This window comes from Marinifilum sp. N1E240 (assembly GCF_009295825.1).
GTDB classification, from domain to species: Bacteria; Bacteroidota; Bacteroidia; order Bacteroidales; family Marinifilaceae; genus Marinifilum_A; species Marinifilum_A sediminis.
In genome coordinates this window covers 410,999-435,264 of sequence record NZ_WHKF01000003.1, presented here as the reverse complement: position 1 = coordinate 435,264, position 24,266 = coordinate 410,999, and the positions used below count along the sequence as shown (strand labels likewise).

Sequence of the window (24,266 nt, the reverse complement as noted above, 5' to 3'; positions counted from 1 at the left end):
TATAAAAAAATCCTGCTCATTGAGCAGGATTTTTTGTTTTAAAAATCTTCGTTTTGTCGCTTGACCAGCTCTTTTGTAGAGAGTAGTCCGCAGGCGGCAAATATATCTAAACCTCGTGATCGGCGTATGGTTGTAGTAATTCCTTTCTTATTCAATTGCTCTTTGAAATACTCCATGGTTTCTTCATCAGAACCATCAAGAGGAGTATTTGGGATAGGATGAAAACGAATCAGGTTGATTCTACATTTTATTCCATCAAGAATCTTACAAAGTTCTTTTACATGCTTAGCGGTATCGTTAATTCCTTTAAACATGATGTATTCAAAGGATATTCTTCTTTGTCTGCCAAAGTCAAAATCCTTAATAATTTTAAGCACATCCTTAACTGGATAAACATTCTGAACCGGCATCAGTTTCTTTCTCTCATCATCAAATGGAGTGTGTAAACTAACCGCTAAATGACATTCGCTATTCTCCAGAAATTCTATCATACCTGGGATAATGCCAATAGTAGAAACGGTAATTCTTCTTGGACTCATTGCCATTCCATATTCCGAAGTAAGAATTTCAAGTGATTTCATTACTTCAGGAACATTATCCAATGGTTCGCCCATTCCCATGTATACAATATTGGTCAAGCTGTCTCTCTCAGGTAAACTGCGAACTTGATTGATAATCTCACCACTTGTTAATTGTCCCTGAAAACCTTGCTTCCCTGTCATACAGAACAAGCAACCCATTTTACAACCTACTTGGGACGAAACACAAAGTGTATTTCTTTCCCTATCTGGAATATATGCGGTTTCTATGAATTTGTCAGGATGATTCGTTGGGTAAAGGTATTTCTTAGTTCCATCAACCGAAGCTTGCTCCTTTGTGGTTAATGTTGTTCCAAAATCAAATCTCTCTTTTAGAGCAGTTCTTGCCTTAAGAGAAAGGTTGGACATCTCATCAATTTTATTCACATCTTTTTTATACAACCAGTCAGCAATTTGCTTCGCTGTAAACTTCGGAAGACCTAATTCTTTTACAATTTCTGTTAGTTCCGTAAGTGTTTTTCCTAAAAGGATTTCTTTACCCATTTTGTAGCTTTGATATTATCTTAAAAGTAGATTTCAGCAACGATTCTATTGTAAGCAACTCCACGGTTGATTAGTAAATCTCTTACTTCTACTACCATTTCCGGACTACCACATAAAAAGAATTTGCATTTAGCAGGTAATTCCGGAATATCCTGCAAATATCGTGTTAATCTTCCACTATACAAACCATCACCACTCTCTTGAGAACAACATCTAATGTAATTGTCTTTAAATGCTGGTTTAAACTCATCTTCGAAATAGAATGAATGTGTATATCTACCTCCGTGAATTAATTTTTTATTTTCGATTAATCCAGATCGAAACATCGCTGAGAAAGGAGCAATACCTGTTCCAGATGCTATCCACCATGCAGGAGATGCATCGTCAATAAAATCACCATCCGGATCGGTAATGTACAACTCAGAACCTGGTTTTATTTCGCTTAATCTTGGGGTCAACCAACCATCGTCTTTAATATTATAGAGAACTTGTACTTCATCCGAATTTACGCCACTAGCAATTGTATATAAACGTGGAGTGACTTCTAAATCGGTGGTTAAGCCAATGTATTGTCCGGCTTTAAAATCCTTTATTTTCTTGTATTTTAAGACGTACACTCCAGGAGCGATAGCTTTATTTTCGATAATAGTTGTGGTTGAAAGTTTGTTTTGCTGATCTGTATTTGAATTCATATTTTTTTTCTTTTGAATGGGCAAAGATAATAATTATTTAAAAAGATTCTAAATAGAAACGTACACAAATATAAATCCTTTCAAAAAATTGTAACTAATCTATAAATAGAAGCGTCTCATATATAGTGTTCTTGAAATTACTCATTCAATCTTAAAAATCATATCGTATGAAAATTTATAAAAAAATAAAACCTATTTTTCTTTTGTTAGTCTTTATGTTGGGATCATACAGTTTGTTTTCACAGACCATTTTTGCTGATGCGAATGAAACTTACAAAGGAGTTAAAAGTATTGAGCTAAAAGGATCGTTTTGTGATGTGGAAATAAATGGTGAAGATAGATCTGATGTTAGATTTGAAGGTGTTATTAAAGGGAAATCCTCCAAAAAGAAAAAGTTTGCAATCCGACATGAATTAAATGGAGGAGTTTTAAGTATCTGGATTGAATCTCCCAATTCGTTTTATGGGAATATTAATGGAGAGCTTAGTCTAAAAGTTCCTTCTGATATCAAGTTAAACATTAGAAATTCCTCTGGAGATTTGTATTGCGAGAATATTGTTTCAAGATATTCTAAGTTTCGAGCTTCATCTGGAGATTTAAATATTCAGAAAATTAAGGGCGATCTCGATATCGTTACTAGTTCAGGTGAAATTTTAGTTAAAGATTTAATAGGAAATTTAACTAGCGAATCATCATCAGGAGATCAGGAAATTAAATATATAGTTGGAAATGTAACTAGTAAAGCCTCTTCGGGCGATCTCGAATTTAAGGATATTGAAGGTGATATACAGTCTAGAACTTCTTCGGGTGATATTGAAATTGAACGATTGACTGGAAGATTGAAAAATGTATCTTCTTCAGGAGGCATTGAAATAAGCGATTCAAAAACGGTTTTACATTTGACTACAACATCAGGAGATATTCAAGGTGATAATCTTGTTTTAGTAGGAGAATCATTTTTTGATACGACTTCAGGCAATGTAACTTTAAGTTTGAGAAATGACCCCGATCAACTGAGTTTCGATCTTAGAGCATCTTCGGGTAATTTAAGAGCTGGAAATAGAACTGCAGATAAGAAACTTTATATGGCAAACGGCGATATTTGGATTCATGGAAAGAGTAGTTCAGGCGATCAGTCGTATCGATAATTGAAATTGATTATTTAAAATAGAAAAGAGAGGATGAAGATCCTCTTTTTTTGTGCGTTTACGTACAGGGAGTGTGATGTTAACGGACACTTTTAAAATGTGAAATAATTCACGAAACAGTATAAGTCTCAGAAAATCAATACAAAAGAGTTTTTGGTCCGCTGCTTGTGATTGTATATGCGAAATCATTATTACAATGGTTTCCCAAAAATTGGGAGTGGTGTCCCGGGATTTTGGTTTTAATAGCATAATTAATTGGTTTTCTTTGATTAAGGGTCTTGTTGGACCCTTTTTCTTTGCCCTAAATTCTCCTATTTTAATTGTTAGGGGCTTTCCCTGGTTTTGGAATATCTTTAGGAATGTCAACAGATCCTATTAAATAGTTTTTGGGTCCTAAGTACAAATCAGAATTCATCATTTCTTCCCAACTTACTTCTTTTCCAGTATAAGCAGAGATTCTGCCCATTATTCCTGTAAGTGTTGATTCTGCAATTTGAAAGGCTTCGTTTATAGGTATGCCTGTTCGAATGGCTGTTACCAAATCAATATGTTCCTGATCGTAGGGATTTGTTGCTAAGCGACTAATGTTTTTGCCTGTTCCTTCTTTTGGATATTTGTAGGTCCATTCGATTGATCCATCTGGATTATAGATAGTGTTTTCACAATTAGTAGCTCCTTTGGTTCCCTGAATTCGATCTGAAACATTGTTGGAACAATCGTTAATTTGACGACACATGCTGTGATAATGGATGTTTTTGTCATATACATAATCAACACTAAACATATCGTACTGATCACCAGTAATTCTTCTCTGGCGAGCACCAAAGCCAAGTGCTTTAACAGGATGTTTGCCTACAAACCAGTTTACTGTATCCAAGTTGTGAACATGTTGTTCTACTATGTGATCTCCAGAAAGCCAGCACCAATTTACCCAGTTGCGAATCATGTTTTCCAATTCCGACCAGTCGGCACGTGGATTTCGATGCCACAATTTTCCAACATTGTAATAACTATTTGCCGAAACAATTTCGCCAATGGCACCATTGTTAACTTGTTTGAAAGTTTCGATATAATCCTGCTGATGACGTTTAATTGTTCCTGTTACCACAGATAAACCAAGCATTTTTGCTTTTTCGGCAGATACCATTACAGAACGAACACCAACAGGATCGACCGCTACAGGTTTTTCCATGAAAACATGTTTTTTTGCTTTTACACAGGCTTCGAAATGTTGAGGGCGAAAATGTGGTGGAGTTGCTAAAATAACAATATCAATATCGCACTCCATTAATTTTTCAAATGAGTTAATTCCTGAGAAACATTTATCTGGAGGAATTTCAAGATCTTTTTGTTCTTTAATTTGTTTTCGGCAGGCTTCAACACGATCGGGAAACACATCTGCAAGAGCAGATATTTCAACATTAGGACCAGAATTTAAAAAATTAATTGCAGCTCCTGTTCCTCTATAGCCACAGCCTACAACACCAGCTTTTAAAAGTGAACCGTCAGGAGCTTTTTCCAACATGGGAGGAAAAGTGTAATCTTGCTTTTTACCATTCTGACATGAGGAAAAAAGAGCATTGGTACCTATTGCACCAATGAGACCAGCTGCTGTTGCATTCTTTATAAATTTTCTTCTGCTGTTGTAATAATCTTTATTCATCTGATATCTGAATTAACAATTGGTATTAATTTTCAGGAACTTTATTGAATTCGCAAACGACTCTGAATCCAACATCATTGCAATCGGAGTACCACCAAATGCTTTTAGGAATTTGAGGATCGGTGATTAACCAGGTTTCGTGCTTGGTGTAATCAACTTTTGTAAGCAATAAATCTGTAAGTTCACTTTTAAACGAACCACCCATAATTATGTGCTCTGTTTTGTTATCTATTAAAATGGTATTCGAACAGAATTCTTTCACATTCCCAAGCATGTTTAGTAAACCAAATGGGTTACTTTTAATATCCTTTGGTAAAGCTGTTTTACCTTTACTATTTGCACTCCAAACAACAAAATCATTTATCTTTTCACTAGGTTTTTTGATGAGGTTTTCCGGGAAGTTTTTAGTTTGATAATCTTCAAGTTGTCCACCAAAAAAGAAATCATCAGTTGAGTCACCATTACATGCATATATCCATTCTTCTTTTGTAGGAAGCCTGTATTTTTTTCCTGTTTTAGCCGATAACCATTTGCAATAGGTGTTGGCTGCATGCCAGGTCATAGTAATTGCTGGTCTTTTTTCCATTCCCCAGCCATGAGAAGGATCTCCAAAAGGTGGAGTTGCTCCTGATATTGCATCTACTTCTGGTTTTAAATCATCAATTCTACCTTCTGATTCGGTTTCGGATAGAAAGATCTTGTATTCATTCCATGATATTTCTGTTTTGCCAATAAAGAACGAATCAAATTTATTATTGGGTTGAATTGCTATCATCTCAAAAGAAACATCGGTACCAGGAATTTGCTCCTCAAAATTTGAAAAATCATCTACTTTTGTGGCATTTTTGAATATTTTGTTCTGCTTATCGACTTGTAAAAAAGAAGGATTGGCTTTGTGAGTATTATTGCTTCCGTGACCAACATCTAAGTGACAATTTATACAATCCAATTTATCCTGGTTGTGTTTGTAATGCAGATGTGCTTCATCACCTTCCTTTGATAAATGAAGAGGAAAGAGGTTCTCATGACAGTTGATACATGATTCGTTAAAAACATGCTTTTTTGCATGTGCGAGTTCTGATTTTTGATCCCAATTAATTTGATTAAGATCTTTAAACCAATAAGAATACAAATCGCGAGATGCTGCATTTATTTTCTCAGACCAATAGTTATTCTCATGTTTTGGAGGTAAATGACAATCGATACAATGAACAACAACTCCACTTTTATTATTGTGATGCGAAGCTTGCTTCCATGTGCTTTCTGAATGCGGATGAATATGGCAGGACATACAATAATTATCAGTTGAAGTCACCCGATCAATGCCTTCTAAACTAGTGACAAATGCAATCGCAAAAAATAACACTGCGAGTATAAATACTAGAAATTTATTTCGTTGGAAGAATACTTTCATTAATTGATAGAATTGTCTTTGGAGATGATTTGTTTTTCCTGTTTGTATTGCTTAGGTGTCATTCCATACTCTTTTTTGAAACATTTTGAGAAATATTTTGGATCGTTAAATCCTATTTGATAGGCAATTTCAGAAATGGAAAAATTGTGATTGATAAGTAATGATTCTGCTTTTTTTAATCGAAATGATCGCATAAAATCAACCAATGTTTTATCCGTAAGACTTTGGAATTTTCTGTAGATATTCGAATAACTCATGTTGAGCATATCGGCTAATTCTTCGAGTTTAAATTCCGGATCTTCAAAATTCTTCTCCATTTCAAGTATAACCGATTCAATAAATTTTTCATCGGGCGATTCAACTTGTATTTCTTTACTCTCAGTTAATATCTCGGTTCGATATTTTTCAATCATTTTATTTTGAGTATCCAGAATATTAAATACTTTAAGTTTTAGCTCTTTTACATTGAATGGCTTGTTGATGTATTCTATTGCACCATATTTAAGTCCTTCCAGTTTTGAGCTGGTTGCATTTTTGGTTGTTAATAAAATGAGAGGAATATGACGTGTAGTTTTTTGATCCTTAAGTTTTTTGCAAAGTGTTATGCCATCCATTATTGGCATCATTACATCGCTGAGTATTATATCTGGTGTAAATTCAGAAATAACTTCTAAGGCTTCATGACCATTTTGAGCGGTTTTTACTTTGTATTCAGATTTGAAACTATCTTCCAGAAATAGGAGCATTTCGAAGTTATCTTCAACAATTAATAAATTTCTGTATTCTTTATCATCTTTAAATATTGAAACTTCTTCATTGTTAATTTGAGGAAGTGTATAGGTTTTATCCTCTTTTTCTGGTTTTAATTCAGTATTTATTATTTCCTCAGAGCTAAAATGTTTCTTTCCTGTTCGTAGGGTTATTGTGAAAGTGGTGCCTTCAGTAATTTTTGAGTTAACAGCTATTTCACCTTTGTGCAGTTGAATTAACTCTTTTGTGAGAGCCAACCCAATTCCTGTACCACCAACAGCTTTACCATCTTTCGATTGATAAAAAAGATTGAAAATATTTTGCAATTCATCCTTAGGTATACCAATTCCTGTATCTGTAATTTTTAATTCTACTTTATTATCAGCATGTTTTGGTTCTATGCTTAATGTTATTTTTCCTTCTTTGGGAGTAAATTTAAATGCATTGGCAAGTAAATTGTAAATGATATGCTCCAGTTTTTGCTGATCATACCATAGATTTAATTCGTTTAGTTTATTGTTTTCTACAATAAAATCTACATTTTTAAATCGCGCTTGTTCTCTAAACGAAAGGGCTATTTTATTAATATCCGATATAATATTGTTTTCACTAGCATTGATTCGTAGTCTGCCCATTTCCCGATTTCGAATGGTCATTAATTCCATAGCAATTCTAGACAAACGTTTTGCATTATTCTTAATTACATGAAGGCGTTGAGTAAGTAAAAGATTTCCTTCAGCCCGTTCAATCATGTTTTCAATAGGTGATAGTATTAAGGTAAGTGGCGTTTGAATTTCGTGTGACATTTTTGCAAAGAAATTCATTTTCATAGCATAAAGCTCTTTATTTTTTTCATTTAGAAGTTCCTCTATTACCAATTTGTGCTTCAATCTTGCCCACATGATATAGTACCTAATGATAAAGAAACTTATTATCAGAAAAAGAGTTGTATAAATTAAATATGCCCACCATCTTTTCCAAAAAGGTGGTATAATACTTATTTTTATTGATTTTGCTTTAATGTCCCAAAGATCTCGCTTGGTTCCTGCTTTTACTTCAAAGGTGTAATCACCAAAAGGGATGTTGGTATAAGTTGCACTTCTTTTGTTTTCTGTGGTAATCCAGTTCTTATCGAATCCTTTTAATCGATATGCATAGTAATAATTGGGATCTACGTGATCGTTAATTACCGCAAACTGAAAAGAAAATGCTGTTTGATGATGATTTAATTTTAAATGTTTTAAATGTTCAACTCCAGATTTTAATTGAGTGGGAATTAAGTCGTTCGCATCTCGGTTTACGATTTGCAATTGGTTAATGTATAGATGTAAATCTTTTTTGGAAGTTTTCATTTTATGGGGATTGAAATAATTCAAGCCACCAATACCTCCAAAGTAAAGTATTCCATTTTCATCGATAAATGAACTTCCTGAGAGGTAACTTCCTTTAATGGTTCCATTTTTCCAAGTGTAGAAGTAATCTTTTTTTGTTTGCAAATCCAGGTGAGATATTCCATTGCTTTTCGAAAGCCAAAGATTTGAAGAATCAATCGAAATTATAGCAACTGTTTTGTGTAATTGGCTATTTGTAAATTCTTTAATAGGAAGAACTTCTTTACGCTTAATATCAAATTTTAATAGTTTAGAATAAGAATTAACCAAATATAAATGACCAGCCTTATCCGAAGAACCATGAATTAAACTGCTTTCGTTATTGTTGTTAGATGTAGATAGTTTGTAAGTTGTAAATCGGGAATTTTGTAGTTTAGCAGCTTCATCGAATAAACAGATTCCTCCACCATACATTCCGATCCAAAATTGTCCCAATTCATCTTCCAAAAAGAATTCTGCTATTGTTCCTTGCAAATCTTGTTTGTTATATGGGAAAAAGGCTAATTGTACCTTATTGGCTGAATAAACAAATAAACCAATGTTACTTCCAACCCAAATTCTGTTTTTGTTGTCTACATATAAAGATCGGATATCTGATGCCCTTTGTCCAGATTGATTCACCGTTTGGATAGAATAGAAAGTACTCTTTCTTTGATCGTAATAATTTAATCCATTTAAATAGGTACCGACCCAAAGATTACCAGTTTTATCTTCAGTAATAGCTTGTATATAGTTTCCAGATAAACCTTTTGCAGATTTTGTTTTTGCTATAAATTGCTTTTTTTGAATACCATTTTTATCAATAAGAGTAAGTCCTTCTCCATCGGTTCCAATCCAAAGGTTTCCATTTTTTGCTTTTAGAACAGATAGGATTCTAGTAGGAGATCCGGAAATACTTCCACTGTGATAACCTACAGTATTGGATTCATGAGGAAGAATATTGATATTACCATAATTGGTGAAAATCCATATATCATGATTATTAGTTTCTCCAATACCAATTACCGATTTGCTTTGTAAGGATAATTGATTGGTCTTTGAATGGTTAAAATGTTGAACCTGTTTGTTATCAGGATTTACCTTAAACAAACCACCTCCATCAGTGCCTAGCCAAATAAATCCTTTACTATCCTTAAATATTCTGATGATCATATTTGAAGGAACAAAATTGAGCCCTTCAGTTTGGTTGTGATATTGTTGGTAGGTTTCACTAATTGGATCATAGCAGAAAAAACCATACAATTCAGTCCCTATCCATAATTTATCATTGTTATCGCATGTTAAGATGATGGTATTAAAAGGATTACTGAAAGGTCCTTTAAGTTCTTCTAAATCATTTGTTTTTGTGTTGATTTTAAAAATTCGTCCTTTATCTGTACTGAACCATACTGTGTTGTTTTTACATTCTGAAATTGAAGTGATTCCCTCATTAGAAGAATGAATATTAAATACAACGTTTGTTGAATCAGTACGTGATTGCCTTTTTAATACTCCAAAATTACTTCCTAACCAGAGGTGTGATTTTCCTATATGTATGGATTTAATTTCTTGCTCTTCTTTTAATTTGTTAAAGCAAGAATATTGAGGGATAAATATTGAGTGGTGATTTTGTTTAGATATATTGCCTTTTTTCGAAACCGCCCAAATATGTCCCTTTTTATCTTTTGCTAGTTGTAGAAGAGAAGAGGGGTTAGCTTTTTTACCAAAAATACTATAGAAAGGAATCTCCTTGTAGTCATAACCATCGAATCGTAATAAACCGGCATGTGATTCAAGCCATAAATAACCAAGAGAATCTTCAATTACATTGGTGGCATTGGTATGTTGACGGTTTATTTCGGCTTTTAAATGAATAAAATTCGTAGATTCATCGGCGAAGCAAAATACTGTCAAAAAACTAATTGCTATCAAAAGCACAGACTTTACAATGTTTCGACACCATTTTTTCATATTCAATTTTTTATCAATCCAGAAGTATTTTCAAAAATACATATCGCAAGTAAGCCTGTCAAGCTATAATTCTCCTTTTTCAGCACATTAATTGAAAAGCTCTACAATATAATTCTAAAGATTGACGACTACCTTTTAATTTCTGAGCTAATTTAAGGCTTGCAGAGAATATCCACTTATTTGCTTAAAAATTACACTTAGTAGACATGTAAGAATAGTTTTAATAGTTATTAAATATGTGAATGATAGTTTTAAGTGCTAGATAATCAGCGGTTAGTGAGTTTTTGTTAGTCTTTTTGAATTGAAGAGAATTCATTCTTTTTACTTGTCTTAAAATAATCTCCCCTCCATAGCCGAAAATTTACACCTCCCTTTCATCTCTAATTTTCAATTTTGACAGGATTCAAAAATTTCAATGAATTATGAGATCGTTTTTGATTTGCTATTAATTGATCGAAAGCAGTCTTGAAATCGGAAGTTTTGAATTTATTAACCCGTTTTTAATAACTAATCTAAGTGAAAATGCTAATGACACATGTGAAGAAATCGTGCAAAGGACTTAGGCATATTTTAAGTGCTGCACTCGTTCTTGTTCTATTTGCTGCAACTGCTGTAGCTCAAAATGGAGACAAAAGAACAATTACAGGAACTGTTACCGATGCCAAAACTGGTGAAACCATCATTGGGGCAAACCTGTGGATTAAAGGAACAACCGTAGGAACCACAACAAATTTTGACGGTAATTACACTATCGAATCTGAAAATGAATCGGATGTTTTGGCTGTTTCTTTTATTGGGTATCAAACTCAAGAGGTAATTATAGCTAAGCAAACAACAATCAATTTTAATTTAGAAGCTGATACCGAAAGTCTTGATGAGGTTGTTGTTGTTGCTTATGGAACTCAAAAGAAATCAAACCTTACAGGTTCGGTGGCTTCTGTAAAAGCTGACAAGTTGAAGGATGTTACTACTCCACGAGTTGAAAACCTATTACAAGGTAAAGCATCCGGAGTTTATGTTTCTACAGCTAGTGGACAACCAGGAAGTAAGGCGAAAATTAGAATTCGTGGTAAAGGATCTTTAAGCTCGGAAGTTGACCCTCTATGGGTAGTTGATGGTGTAGTTGGAGCTGATGGTTCTTCTATCAGTCCAAATGAGATTGAGAATATCTCAATTTTAAAAGATGCATCTGCGACTGCATTGTATGGATCTCGTGGAGCAAATGGTGTAATCATCGTTACAACAAAAACTGCAAAAAAAGGGAGAGAAGTTCTTTCTGTAAATGCTAATTATGGTGTGAATATACTGTCTTTAGGGAATTTTGAAGTCATGAATTCTCAAGAGTTGTATGATTATCACAAATCATGGAATGGTAAGCCGTGGTTTACGGAAAAATTGTTGGAAACTGATACGGACTGGTTTGATTTAGGAACACAAACGGGTACTGTACAAAATTACAACATGTCTTATTCGGGAACATCAGGAAAGGTAAGCACTTTTATTATGGGTGATTATTATAACGAAACTGGTTCTGTAAAAGGATATGAGTATGACAAATACACCATGCGTGTGAATTTGGATTACAAAGTGAATGATAAACTGACATTAAAAACAAAATTGTCAGGCTTCGTGAAAAAAACAGATGACCAACAACACTCTGTTTATGCAATGTATCACTACTTGCCTTGGGATAGTCCAAAGAATTTGGATGGTTCAGTAAGAAAAGGTGATGAAGGAACAGCTAGTTTGGAAAATAGTACTGAAGGAGATTACTGGATCGGTCGTGATGGATCAAATTATATGTATAATCTGCAGTGGAATTGGTCTAGATCTAGACAGATTGGAGGGGATGTAAATATGGGATTTGACTATAAAATTACTCCTTTCTTGACTTTTGTATCTACCAATAATTATAATTATAAGCATTATTTTGGCGAACATTATACAGATGCCAGATCTACAGCAGGAGAGTCTGATAAAGGTTCGCTGGAAAATGATAATAGATCTTACACTAAGAGGTTTACGAATCAAATGTTGAAGTTTAATAAGGCGTTTGGTGACGATCACAATTTGACAGCTTTGGTTGGTTATGAGTTTACTGACTATGTTTACGAACGTTCAGATGCTGTTGGGAAAGGAATACCACAAGCAACTGAAGTGCTTGGCGTTGCAGCAGAACCTAAATCTGTAGATGGTACCAAGCAAGAGTGGGCTATGGAATCTTATCTTTTTAATACCAATTACATTTTTAAGAACAGATATATGGCTCAATTCTCATTCCGTAGAGATGGTTCTTCAAGGTTTGGCGAAAACAAGCGCTTTGGTAATTTCTTTACTGTAAGTGCTGGTTGGTCAGTTCATGAGGAAGATTTTATGCAGAATATTGAATGGTTAAACACTTTGAAAGTGAGAACTAGTTATGGTTCTGTGGGAAATATGCCGACGGCTTACTATGGCTCATATGGTTTGTATGCAATTGATCGACACTATGTAGGTACACCTGCAGCTTTCCCGCAGCAATTGGTTAATAATAATTTGACTTGGGAGAAGTCATATATGAGTAATTTTGCAATTGATGCTCGCTTATTTAATCGATTGAATTTGAGTGTTGATATTTATGATAAGAATACTTCAGATTTATTGTACTACGTAAGATTGGCTTCGATTACAGGAGTAGAAAATCAATGGCAAAATGTTGGTAAATTAAACAACAGAGGTGTAGAAATCACTTTGAATACTGATATTGTTAGAGGTGATGATTTCAATTGGGATTTAGATTTTAATATCGGATTCAATAAGAATGAAATTAAAGAAATGTATAATGGACAATCTCAGATAACCGGGAAGAAAAATTATACTGAAGGTCATGATATGAATGAGTGGTTCATGAGAGAATGGGCTGGTGTAGATCAAGCAACCGGTGCTCCAATGTGGTACATTCATAACGAAGATGGAACAAAAGAGACTACAACGGATTATGCCAGCGCAACTCGTGAGTTGTTAGACAAATCTTCAGCTCCTGATTTCTTTGGTGGATTCTCAACTTCTTTAAGTTATAAGAATGTAAATCTTTCTGCAAATTTCGGATATGCATACGGTAACTATATCTACCATAGCGCTCGTGAAACTTTTGATAGCGATGGAGGTTACCCTACTTTCAATAACATGAAAATGTATGATGGTTGGAGTCGTTGGGAAAAGCCTGGGGATAAAGCAACTCATCCAAAAGCGATTGAAGGTGGAAATAACCAAGCATACAAGCCTTCTTCAAGATATTTGGAAGATGGATCATATTTGAAACTACGTAATGTAACTCTTAGCTATAATTTGCCAGAATCTGTATTGACAAAGATGAAATTAAAGTCAGTGAAATTCTTTGTAACAGGTGAGAACCTTTGGACCTTGACAGATTTTTCAGGAACGGATCCTGAAGTTGCTGTTATTGGAGATACAAATGACTATGCAAGTAGATATTATTCTGAAGGAACAGCAGGAGCATTGTATCCAATGTCTCGTAAATTCTTGTTTGGAGTTAACATTCAGTTTTAATCAATAAAGGGAAAAATAATGAAAAAACTTACATACATATTATTGTTCGTTTTGACTGTTGGGATTTTATCTTCTTGTGATATCGAGAAGCTTCCTTATGAGTCGATGAGCGATGAGGTTGCTTTGAGCACAGAAGAAGGACTTTATGCAGCAACCTTAGGGAATTACTCTTTCCTTAAATCAGAGTATTTTGTAAAACCATTTCACTACATACCAGAGTTTGGTAGTGATAATGTGGCTTTGAGTGGATCAACTACAGATGGGTTGTTCTATTTGTATAATTTACAAAGAAATAAGGATAATGGACATTTATCTGGTTTATGGGCTAACTCTTTCAAAGTAATAATTGCTTGTAATAAAGTAATTGAAAAAGCTGCAGAAGGTCAGAGTACTGAAATGGATAATCTTATTGGTGAAAACTATTATTTGAGAGCATTCTTGTATTTCACAATGGTAAATGCTTTTGGTAGACCTTATGCTCAGGATGCTGGCGCAAGTTTAGGAGTTCCATTGAAAACATCTTCAGATGTTAATGAGTTTCCTCCAAGAGCAAAAGTTTCTGAAGTATACGCTCAAATTGAGGCTGATCTATTGAAAGCTGAAGGTTTATTGGAAGAAAGTAAAAATTCTGCTTATGCATCAAAACAAGTAGCACAAGCATTATTGTCTCGTGTTTATTTGTACATGGAGAATAATGACAAGTGTATTGAATATTCAAATAAGGTAATTGATTCAGACAGATACGAATTGATTCAGGGAGATGACTATCAGAAATATCCTCAGCATTTACCAGAGGATAATGCAGAAACCATTTTTGCTTTGCGTCACTTAACTGAGATTGATTTGCCTCAAGGTTGGGGACAATGGAATGCTTACTTAACAGTTGGTGCCATGTATTCTCATATTGATGGAATGGGTTGGGGGGAAATGTATGCCTCTAAATCATTACGTGATGTAATGATGCAATATCCTCAAGATTTACGCCATGCATTTATTGAGCCGCAGTTTGTGGAAGATGAAAATGGAAATAAAACCAGAACGATTCAGTGGTCAGAAGAGTATGATGACGCCAACCAAGGTCATGAGAGATATCGTTACGTAGTTAAAGATGTTCAGGAAGAAGATGTAAGCGGGACAATGAAATATTTCTTTGAAGAAAGTGGAAGTAAGACTTATGTGGAAACTGAAGTTGAAGGTGATATCACTCGCAATTATATCATGCTGGGAAGCGATAAGCAGTACGTTGAATTGACTTACCAGATGAAGGCTAGAAACGGATATCCAAAGTATTATGTTGTAAAATGTTCTCGCCAGGAAGGTAAAACTCAGAACTGGTCACCAATAGTTTCTCGATTAGCGGAAATGTATTTGAATAGAGCTGAAAGTTTTGCTAAAAAAGATGATGCAGCTAACGCTTTGGCAGATATCAATTTAATTAGAGATCGTGCTGGTATTCCATCTTATACAGCTGTACCAACAGGACAAACAATTTTAGATGTTGTTCTGCAGGAAAGAAGAGTAGAATTGGCTTATGAAGGGCATAGAAAATATGATGTTTTCAGAAATAAAATGACTTTAAACAGAAGGTATCCAGGAACTCATGATTTGGGATCAGCAACTGCTGTTCGCTTGGAGGTACCATATACAGCTAATGAGGTTGTATGTTTTATTCCACAACGTGAAATCGATGCCTATCCAATTGTGTTACAACAAAATCCATAGATAGTAGTAGTTAGTGATTATTTGCAAGACAGAGGCGGCAATTAGTAGTTTCGATTGACCTCACACTGTTATTTCATTAGTAAGTTGAAATGTTGTCTCTTGTCTTGCAGATTATAAAAAGAGATCCAAAAAAGACAAAGCTTTTATTAAACAATTATTGAGGTGAGTAAAATATATACCCAAATATCATTATTGTTCGCATTCGTAACAATACTTTTAATAGTATCATGCAGTTGCAGTAAAGATTCAGATAAGGAAGATGAGAAGGTTGATCCGATTCAATATTCAATATCAGTGCCAATGGGCGGAAATTCATGGATAGTAAACGATGCTACATTGAATAAAAGTATGATTGCTGATGATGCGGTTAAAAATTGGACCGATGAAAATGCTGTAATCAGAACTTGGTTTAGACTTGAAAAAGCAGGAACACTTCAAATTGGGGTAAAAGCCAGACAGAGTTCAGGCGAATCAACCGTACGTTTTTCATTTGGATCGGAATCTACTGAAGTCAAACTTAACGCTTCATCCTTTTCAACAATTGATGTAGGAACCTATACTATTGAAGAACCAGGATACTATTATATTGATGTAAAAGGTTTGGATAAGTCAGGGAACAACTTTGGTGAATTGAGTCATATTCTTATAGGAGGAGATGTTACAGGTGGTGATGTGTTTTACGTGAAGGATGATTTTTACTGGGGAAGAAGAGGTCCATCGGTACATTTAGGCTATCAGGTTCCGGAAAGTATTGGCGATGTAGAATGGTTTTACAATGAAATTACAGTTCCTGAAGGAGAAGATGTTGTTGGATCTTATTTTATGGCTAATGGATTTGGAGAAGGATATTTTGGAATTCAGGTAAATTCCTCAGCAGAGAGGAGAATTTTATTTTCAGTTTGGAGCCCATATCAAACGGATGATCCAAATAGCATTCCCGATGAGGATAAAATCAAGTTACTTAAAAAGGGAGAAGGTGTTAATACAGGAGAGTTTGGTAATGAAGGTTCAGGAGGACAAAGTTATAAGATATACAATTGGAAGGCTGGCAGTACTTATAAATTTCTTTTAAAAGGACATCCATCAGAAAATAATTCCACAGACTATACAGCATATTTTTATGCTCCCGAGAAAGATAAATGGGAATTGATTGCCAGTTTTAGAAGACCAAAAACCACAACTTATATTACAAGACCTCATTCCTTTTTAGAGAACTTTATTACAGAAATGGGCACGATTAGTCGAAAAGCCTATTACAGCAACCAATGGCTTGTTGATACTAATGAAAATTGGCATGAGTTAACAGGAGTAAAATTTACAGCTGATGCAACGGCAAGAAAAGATGCCAGAAGAGATTATGCAGGAGGAGTTGAAAATGGGAAATTTTATTTGAAGAATTGCGGATTCTTTAATGAGAGAGTTCCTTATGATACAGAATATACAAGAGAGAAAACACAAACACAACCAATTATAGATTTCTCAACCTTGCCCTAATAAAAAGGGGGATCTTCCTCCTTTTTAAAGGGTAAATTAATAGTTGAGAGTAAATTAGATCTGATAAAAATTATTGAATCAAGATACACAGAAGGTTAAGATTGAAATAGAAAACCTTAATTTTAGTGAGATTACCCAGATATAAGACTAAATGGTCATGATTTTTTGGATCAGATTACGATAGACTAAATAAAACAGACAATAAATGGCAACAAACAGAAGATCATTTTTAAGTAATCTTGCCCTTGGAGCAGGAGTACTTGCAGCTGCACCTCTAGCATCATGTGCAGAATCGAAAGAAGAAAGTAAATTATCGTACATTAAGAAGAATGCTGAAAAGCAGCCTAAAATGAACTTTAATATGTGTGGTTATGCCGCTCCTAAATTGGATACCGTAAGAGTAGGTTTTGTTGGTATTGGAGATCGAGGTTCAGGAGCTGTAAAACGCATGACTTATATCGAGGGAGTTGAAATTACCGCTGTTTGTGACATTCGCCAGGCGGCAGTTGATGGAGCTCAGAAAATATTAGCCAGTGCAGGATTGCCAAAAGCTAAAGAATATGTTGGCGGTGATATGGGCTTTAAAGCACTTTGTGAGAGTGGAGATGTTGATTTGGTGTATATTGCTACTCCATGGGAATGGCATGTGCCTGTTGCTATTGCAGCAATGGAAGGTGATAAACATGCAGCTGTAGAAGTTTCAACAGCAAAAACCATGGACGAATGCTGGCAAATGGTCGAAACATCAGAACGAACCAAAAAGCATTGCGTGATTTTGGAAAATTGTTGTTATGACTTTTTTGAAATGTTGACCATCAGCATGGCACAGCAAGGAGCGTTTGGAGATTTGATACATGGCGAAGGTGCTTATATTCATGATTTAGATTACTGGCACTTTAATAAGCCAAAAGATGATAAAATGAGTGATGGTGCATATACAAGAATGTGGCGTTTACATGAAAATAAACGTAAGGCAAATGTGTATCCAACTCATGGTTTAGGACCTATTTGTCAGGCTATGGATATCAATCGAGGAGATAAAATGGACTATCTAACCTCAATGATGTCTGATGATTTTACCTTAAAACATCGAATTGCTGAAATGGCAAAAGAGGATCCATTCTTCGAAAAGTTTGTGGGATGGGAAATGCGTGGAAATATGGATATGCAGATGATTCGTACCAATAAAGGACGAACCATTATGATTCAGCATGATATCAGCTCTCCTCGTCCTTATTCTAGAATTCACATGTTGAGTGGAACCAAGTGTTTTGCACAAAAATGGCCTAAACAACACATTGCATTTGGACACAATGTAATTGATCAAGCTCAATTTAAGGAGTTGGAAGATAAGTACACTCCGGAAATTATTCGTAGAGTAGGTGAAATGGCCAAGCAAGTTGGAGGTCATGGAGGAATGGATTTTGTAATGGATTGGCGATTGATTGATTGCTTACGTAATGGATTGCCAGTAGATATGGATGTTTACGATGCAGCTTCCTGGAGTTGTATTACACCGCTTAGCGAGTGGTCTATTGCCAATGGTTCGCGACCAATTGATATTCCAGATTTTACCAGAGGAGCTTGGAAGACGAATCAACCAATTGATTTGAGTATGAAGGGAGCTGGAAGTACAAGTGTTCGTAACTTGAGAAAAGCAGATTCAAAAGGTCAATTGAACGTTCATTAATTAAAAAATATTTAGATGCGAAGAACAACATTTTTGGCTTTTATTTTGTTGATGATATCCATTTCTCATAGCATTGGACAAGAAAAACAGAATATTTGGAATGATTTGGAAAATCCAGAGATGTTTGATCAGAACAAGGAGGCAGAACATGCCTCCTTTCTGCCTTTCAAGAGTATTGATGCAGCTCTTTCTAAGAAAAAACAGCAATCGATTTATTATCAAAGTTTAAACGGATTATGGAAGTTCAGTTGGACGCGAAAACCATCTGACAGACCAATAGATTTTTATCAGACTTCTTATGATGATTCCAATTGGAATGATATAAATGTTCCATCTAATTGGGAACTGGAAGGATATGGTTATCCTATCTATGTAAATCATCAATATGAATTTGCAGATTACAAAGCACCCGTTTCAGATGAGATAGAATTTACCGAAAAAATTTATCCGAAACATCCTGGTAAAATACCGCACGATTACAATCCTGTTGGTTCCTATCGAAGAAGCTTTACAATACCTGATAACTGGAATGGAAGACATATTTTCATACACTTTGGAGCGGTTAAATCTGCCATGTACATTTGGGTAAACGGGCAAAGAGTTGGATATAGTCAGGGAAGCAAAACTCCTGCCGAATGGGATATTTCCAAATACCTTAAAAAAGGCAAAAATGTTTTGGCAGTAGAAGTGTATCGTTGGTCCGATGGTTCTTTTTTGGAATGCCAGGATTTTTGGAGAATTAGTGGTATAGAAAGAGATGTTTTCCTGTATTCTACATCCAAAGTTCGCATTCGTGATTTCTTCGTTAAAGCAGATTTAGACTCTCAATATGAAAATGGATTGTTCTCTTTAGATGTGGATTTGAAAAATCATAAGCATCAATTGAAATCGGGTAATTATTCAGTGGAATATAATTTGCTTGATAAGACAGGAAAACTTATCGCTAAAGGAATTCAGAAGGCTGATATTCATAAGAAACCGGATTTGAAACTGAATTTTGCTACGGAGATTCAGAACCCAAAGAAATGGACAGCAGAAACTCCAATTTTGTATACACTTTTAATTCTTTTAAAAGATAAAAAATCTGCTATAAGCGAGATTGTGACCTGCAAAGTAGGTTTTAGAAAAATCGAAATCAAAGATGCAGTTTTCTATGTAAATGGTAAGCCGGCTTTAATCAAAGGAGTAAATCGCCATGAGCACGATCAATATAAAGGACATGTGATTAGTGAGGAGAATATGATTAAGGAAATTGCCCTGATGAAGCAATTTAATATCAATGCAGTTCGAACGAGTCATTACCCTTGTCACGAACGATTTTATGAATTGTGCGATCAGTATGGCTTATATGTTACCAATGAAGCCAATATTGAATCTCATGGCATGTACTATGGAAAGCATTCTTTGGCGAAAAATCCAGTATGGAAAAAAGCTCATTTAGATCGCAATATCAGAATGGTGGAACGAGATAAAAATCATCCTTCTGTAATTGTGTGGTCTATGGGAAATGAAGCTGGAGATGGGGAGAACTTTGCAGCAGTCTATAAGTGGATAAAAGATCGTGATCCATCTCGTCCTATTCATTATGAACGTGCAATAATGGGCGAAAATACTGACTTGTACTGCCCGCAATATCCGGGAGTGAAACACTTGAATGCCTATGCTTCTAAAAAGCAGACAAAGCCAATGATCATTAGTGAATATTCGCATGCAATGGGAAATAGTAATGGGAATCTGGTTGATTTGTGGGATGTAATTTATGATGAGAAGAATACTCAGTTGCAAGGAGGTTACATCTGGGATTGGATCGATCAGGCTCTTGTGAAAAAGGCGGAGAATGGAAATGAATTCTGGGCTTATGGTGGTGATTATGGTTCCAAAGACTTACCATCGGATGCAAACTTTGTAGTAAATGGAATTATCTCAGCCGACTATATACCGCATCCTGCCATGTGGGAAGTGAAGTATGCCTATCAGAATGTTAGGTTTTATGCTGAAGATCCTGCAAAAGGAATTTTTAGAATCAAGAACTACCACGATTTTATTGATTTACAAGATTATCAAATTAATTGGAGCATATCAGAGAATGGAGAAATTGTAAAATTGGGACAATTAAATGACTTTAATTTAGCACCACAGGAAAACGAGTTGGTTCAAATTCCTATTGATGATATCAAAATAAAAGCAGACTGTGAATATTTCGTTGATTTCTCGGTTGTTTCTATTGTTGATCTACCATTTAGGTCAAAAGGTTTTGAGATAGCACACGATCAATTTCAATTGCCATTGTTTACAGAAAACAAACCTGTAATTAGAGAGCAAACTGATTTGAAATTGGCTGAACAGCCGGATGTGATCCAAATTACAGGAAAGAATTTTGAAATCTCATTCGAGAAAAAGACAGGATTACTATCATCTTATAAAATGGATGGAATTGAACTATTTCAAAAGGGTTTTACGATTAATTTTTGGAGAGCACCTAATGATAATGATAAGGGCAGTAATATGATTAAACGCCTTGGAATTTGGAGAGAGGTGAGTAAGTCTGTCAAATTATCGAGCATTGAAAGTGTAAAAAGGAATGATAAGGTTTTTATTAAAGCCATACACAATCATTCTAAAATAGAATCAGAACAAACCGTTGAATACAAAATTTCTGGTACTGGTGAAATTGAGGTTACAACTAATATTAAACTTGGGAAAGAGAATTTACCAGATTTGCCACGATTTGGTTTGCGAGCAGAATTTCCTGTAAACTTTGAAAATTTGGAATATTTTGGACGAGGTCCTCATGAAAATTATGTGGATAGAAATCGTGGAGCTTTTGTGGGATTGTATAAAGGAAAAGTTGGCGATCAGTATTTCAAATATGTACGCCCGCAAGAGAACGCCTACAAAACAGATGTTCGGTGGTTTGAACTTAGAAATAAGAATGGAGTAGGAATAAGAATCAGTTCGAAGCAAAAATTAGGATTCTCAGTACATCATAATCCATTGGAAGACTTTGATCAGAATACCCACGAAGATTATAGACACACTAATGATATCACTAAAGAGGATGGTGTTTTTGTAAATTTTGATTTAAAGATGATGGGGGTTGCTGGAGATAATTCCTGGGGAGCTACTCCGTATAAAGAATACTCAGTACCAGCTAAAAATTATAAGTTTGAATTTAGTTTTGTGCCAGTTTATTGATATTCAGTTTGTTTGTTGATGATTGAAAGTTGGAGTGTACACTGGCGTACGGATATTTTCAATTGAATAATAATATGTATTATTTTATAATAACCCTAAACTTTTAAAATAAATTATAAAAGAAGAGAGTATTTTTAAAAGAAATTATCTATTTTTATGGCAGAAAATAATATTAATTTAAAACAGATATTGAATTGAAGCCAGAATTTCAATACGAAAAGTGCTTAACGGGAACCGTTAATTCAAAAAAGAGGAAGCAGGAGCAATATCGAAAAATTGTATCCCATTTATATGATACCAAAACGGCATCGATTGCGGAAATTGTAAAATCCTCAAAATTGAGTCAGCCATTGGTTGCTTCTCTTGTTGAAGATTTAATTGGTTTTGGTGTGATATTGGACAATGGTATTGGTGATTCGATTGGTGGTAGAAGACCAAATTTGTTTTGTATTAACCCAAAATATCAATATGTAGTTGGTGTTGACATTAACTTACATACTTTGAATGTAGCCATTTTTGATTTGAATAATCAATTGGTTTATCGTGAAGAATATCAGAATTGTGAACTTGAAAATACAATTCGTTATACAAATAGCTTAAGAGATAAAGTGAAATTAGCTCTTGACAAAATGGATATTTCTAAAGAGAAGATTTTATCTGTAGGAGTTTCGATTCCAGGTTTGGTTGATGCTGAGAAAGGTCTTAGTCATACTCACTTATCTTTTGCTCAAGAAGGATTGGCTAAGCATTTGGAAGATATGTTTGGATGTCGTGTACTTATGGATAATGATGCACGTACGATGGCTTTGGGAGAAAAAGCCTTTGGTAAAGCTAAGGATAAGAAAAATGTTTTGTGTTTAAACCTTAGCAATGGTATTGGTTTGGGAATGATTTTAAATGGAGAATTACATAGCGGGAAGAATGGTTTTGCTGGTGAATTCGGGCACATTTTAATTGATCCTGATGGTAAACTTTGTCATTGTGGTAAAATTGGCTGTTTAGAGACCTTAACATCTGGTAAGATTTTGGTTAGACAAATTCGTGAAGCTATTGATAATGGACAGGAAAGCTTTTTGGCAAAATACAAAGAGAGAGATCAGAAAATAGACTTGAGAGCAGTGGTTGAAGCTATTTTGTCGGGAGATCAATTCGCTATTGACCAGTTGAATAAAATGTGCGAATATCTTGGGAAAGGACTCGTGACTTTAATTCACTTGTTAAATCCTGAAATGATAATAATTGGAGGAAAATTGGCACCGGCCGGAAAATATATTATCGATCCGGTAAGCATGTCGATGAATAAATATGCCATGGATAGAATTAGCTCGGAAACTGAGCTTGTTAGTTCCGACTTGTTAGAGGATGCTGCTTTAATGGGTACGATGGCTAATGTGATGAAAAAAACATTCAGTAATAATTAGGTGAAAATTGATTCCTGCGGTTTTTCATTTGGTGAAATTGTAGAAGTAGTGTTCTTGCAGGAATCAATTTTATAAGATAAGTGATTAAGGTAATCATCTGTTATTTTAGGTAAAAAATATTGTAGTAGTAGTGTTTGCCGGATGATTACCTTTCACTTTTTATGAAACTAAAAATTAACAAAGGAGAAGATTGATATGAAACCCACATTATTGGTATTAGCTGCGGGAATGGGAAGTCGATATGGAGGCTTAAAGCAAATGGATCCTATCGGACCATCAAACGAAACTATTATTGATTATTCAATTCATGATGCAATTAAAGCAGGGTTTGGAAAAATTGTTTTTGTTATTCGTGAAAGTTTCGAAAAGGAATTTAAAGAATTATACAATTCAAAATTACAGGGAAATATAGAGGTAGATTACGTTAATCAGGATTTAGCTAATGTGCCTGAAGGATTTTCATATCATCCAGATAGAGAAAAGCCATGGGGAACTGGTCATGCTATTCTTATGGCAAAGGAATGTATTAATGAGCCTTTCGCAGTGATTAATGCAGATGATTATTACGGAGTTGAAGCTTTTAAAACAATAGCAGATTACCTTATCAATTCAATTAGTGATGCTGAGAATTGCATGGTTGGTTATCGTTTAGCGAATACCATTTCTGAGAACGGATCGGTTTCAAGAGGTGTTTGTTCTACAAATGATAAGGAGCAATTGACTACTATTGTGGAACGTACTCATATTGAAAAACTAGTTGAAGATATCGCATACCTTGAGAATGAGAAATGGTATCCATTAAAAGAATCAACCACGGTGTCGATGAACTTTTGGGGATTTACTCCAAAGTTATTCGAGCATTTAGAAAATCAATTTAAAGATTTTCTAAAAGAACAAGGAGATCAGTTGAAATCTGAATTCTACATTCCATCAGTAGTAGCTGAAATTATTGGTAATGATGAGGCACAATTTAAAGTGCTAAAATCAAATGCACAATGGTTTGGAGTAACCTACAAAGAAGATAAAGAAAAGGCCATTAAAGCTATTGAAGCACTCATTAAATCTGGAGTTTACCCAGCAAAACTTTGGGATAAGTAAGAGGACG

13 protein-coding genes are annotated in these 24,266 nt (G+C 34.7%); 8 read left to right on the top strand and 5 right to left on the bottom strand.

Annotation, left to right across the window (positions count from 1 at the left end; all coding sequences use genetic code 11):
* Positions 1-38: 38 nt before the first annotated feature.
* Both rlmN and GCQ56_RS10750 read right to left on the bottom strand, forming a co-directional pair.
* Positions 39-1,082 carry a 23S rRNA (adenine(2503)-C(2))-methyltransferase RlmN gene (rlmN, locus tag GCQ56_RS10755; protein WP_152734463.1) on the bottom strand — a complete coding sequence of 348 codons (1,044 nt, stop codon included), beginning with the start codon at positions 1,080-1,082 and terminating at the stop codon, positions 39-41.
* Between the two features lie 20 nt (positions 1,083-1,102).
* Positions 1,103-1,774, bottom strand: coding sequence for a ferredoxin--NADP reductase (locus tag GCQ56_RS10750; protein ID WP_152734462.1), 672 nt, complete (start codon positions 1,772-1,774; stop codon positions 1,103-1,105).
* A gap of 167 nt (positions 1,775-1,941) precedes the next feature.
* Between GCQ56_RS10750 and GCQ56_RS10745 the strand changes: the two genes are divergently transcribed.
* Positions 1,942-2,922 carry a DUF4097 family beta strand repeat-containing protein gene (locus GCQ56_RS10745; RefSeq protein ID WP_152734461.1) on the top strand — a complete coding sequence of 327 codons (981 nt, stop codon included), beginning with the start codon at positions 1,942-1,944 and terminating at the stop codon, positions 2,920-2,922.
* A 316-nt stretch (positions 2,923-3,238) separates the two neighbouring features.
* Here GCQ56_RS10745 and GCQ56_RS10740 read toward each other — a convergent pair whose 3' ends face one another.
* From GCQ56_RS10740 to GCQ56_RS10730, 3 genes are read right to left on the bottom strand one after another with little or no spacing between them, the layout of a single operon-like run.
* Positions 3,239-4,585 (bottom strand): Gfo/Idh/MocA family protein, encoded by a 1,347-nt coding sequence (locus GCQ56_RS10740; RefSeq protein WP_152734621.1) that lies wholly within the window; start codon positions 4,583-4,585, stop codon positions 3,239-3,241.
* Positions 4,586-4,610: 25 nt separating this feature from the next.
* A complete protein-coding gene (locus tag GCQ56_RS10735) occupies positions 4,611-5,999 on the bottom strand; it encodes a NapC/NirT family cytochrome c (RefSeq protein WP_152734460.1) in 1,389 nt (462 codons plus the stop codon).
* A complete protein-coding gene (locus GCQ56_RS10730) occupies positions 5,999-10,090 on the bottom strand; it encodes an ATP-binding protein (RefSeq protein ID WP_152734459.1) in 4,092 nt (1,363 codons plus the stop codon). The genes GCQ56_RS10735 and GCQ56_RS10730 overlap by 1 nt, the downstream gene beginning before the upstream one ends.
* A 522-nt stretch (positions 10,091-10,612) precedes the next feature.
* On the opposite strand from GCQ56_RS10730, the gene GCQ56_RS10725 reads away from it, so the two are divergent.
* The 7 genes from GCQ56_RS10725 (at position 10,613) to GCQ56_RS10695 (ending at position 24,259) form a co-directional block, all read left to right on the top strand.
* Entirely contained in the window at positions 10,613-13,639 is a 3,027-nt protein-coding gene (locus tag GCQ56_RS10725; RefSeq protein ID WP_152734458.1) for a TonB-dependent receptor, read from the top strand.
* Positions 13,640-13,657: 18 nt separating this feature from the next.
* Positions 13,658-15,361, top strand: coding sequence for a RagB/SusD family nutrient uptake outer membrane protein (locus GCQ56_RS10720; protein WP_152734457.1), 1,704 nt, complete (start codon positions 13,658-13,660; stop codon positions 15,359-15,361).
* Positions 15,362-15,523: 162 nt separating this feature from the next.
* A complete protein-coding gene (locus GCQ56_RS10715) occupies positions 15,524-16,855 on the top strand; it encodes a DUF3472 domain-containing protein (RefSeq protein ID WP_299993513.1) in 1,332 nt (443 codons plus the stop codon).
* 205 nt (positions 16,856-17,060) lie between these two features.
* Entirely contained in the window at positions 17,061-18,545 is a 1,485-nt protein-coding gene (locus GCQ56_RS10710) for a Gfo/Idh/MocA family protein (RefSeq protein ID WP_152734456.1), read from the top strand.
* A gap of 15 nt (positions 18,546-18,560) precedes the next feature.
* Positions 18,561-21,740, top strand: coding sequence for a glycoside hydrolase family 2 TIM barrel-domain containing protein (locus GCQ56_RS10705; RefSeq protein WP_152734455.1), 3,180 nt, complete (start codon positions 18,561-18,563; stop codon positions 21,738-21,740).
* 194 nt (positions 21,741-21,934) lie between these two features.
* Positions 21,935-23,161: an ROK family protein gene (locus tag GCQ56_RS10700; RefSeq protein ID WP_152734454.1), complete on the top strand. Its 1,227-nt coding sequence runs from the start codon at positions 21,935-21,937 to the stop codon at positions 23,159-23,161.
* 195 nt (positions 23,162-23,356) lie between these two features.
* Positions 23,357-24,259: a sugar phosphate nucleotidyltransferase gene (locus GCQ56_RS10695; protein WP_152734453.1), complete on the top strand. Its 903-nt coding sequence runs from the start codon at positions 23,357-23,359 to the stop codon at positions 24,257-24,259.
* The last annotated feature ends 7 nt before the right edge of the window (positions 24,260-24,266 follow it).

Bases quoted from the DNA above. Each gene is read 5' to 3' on its own strand.
- rlmN (WP_152734463.1), bottom strand. From the start codon at position 1,082: ATGGGTAAAGAAATCCTTTTAGGAAAAACACTTACGGAACTAACAGAA.
- GCQ56_RS10750 (WP_152734462.1), bottom strand. From the start codon at position 1,774: ATGAATTCAAATACAGATCAGCAAAACAAACTTTCAACCACAACTATT.
- GCQ56_RS10745 (WP_152734461.1), top strand. From the start codon at position 1,942: ATGAAAATTTATAAAAAAATAAAACCTATTTTTCTTTTGTTAGTCTTT.
- GCQ56_RS10740 (WP_152734621.1), bottom strand. From the start codon at position 4,585: ATGAATAAAGATTATTACAACAGCAGAAGAAAATTTATAAAGAATGCA.
- GCQ56_RS10735 (WP_152734460.1), bottom strand. From the start codon at position 5,999: ATGAAAGTATTCTTCCAACGAAATAAATTTCTAGTATTTATACTCGCA.
- GCQ56_RS10730 (WP_152734459.1), bottom strand. From the start codon at position 10,090: ATGAAAAAATGGTGTCGAAACATTGTAAAGTCTGTGCTTTTGATAGCA.
- GCQ56_RS10725 (WP_152734458.1), top strand. From the start codon at position 10,613: ATGCTAATGACACATGTGAAGAAATCGTGCAAAGGACTTAGGCATATT.
- GCQ56_RS10720 (WP_152734457.1), top strand. From the start codon at position 13,658: ATGAAAAAACTTACATACATATTATTGTTCGTTTTGACTGTTGGGATT.
- GCQ56_RS10710 (WP_152734456.1), top strand. From the start codon at position 17,061: ATGGCAACAAACAGAAGATCATTTTTAAGTAATCTTGCCCTTGGAGCA.
- GCQ56_RS10705 (WP_152734455.1), top strand. From the start codon at position 18,561: ATGCGAAGAACAACATTTTTGGCTTTTATTTTGTTGATGATATCCATT.
- GCQ56_RS10695 (WP_152734453.1), top strand. From the start codon at position 23,357: ATGAAACCCACATTATTGGTATTAGCTGCGGGAATGGGAAGTCGATAT.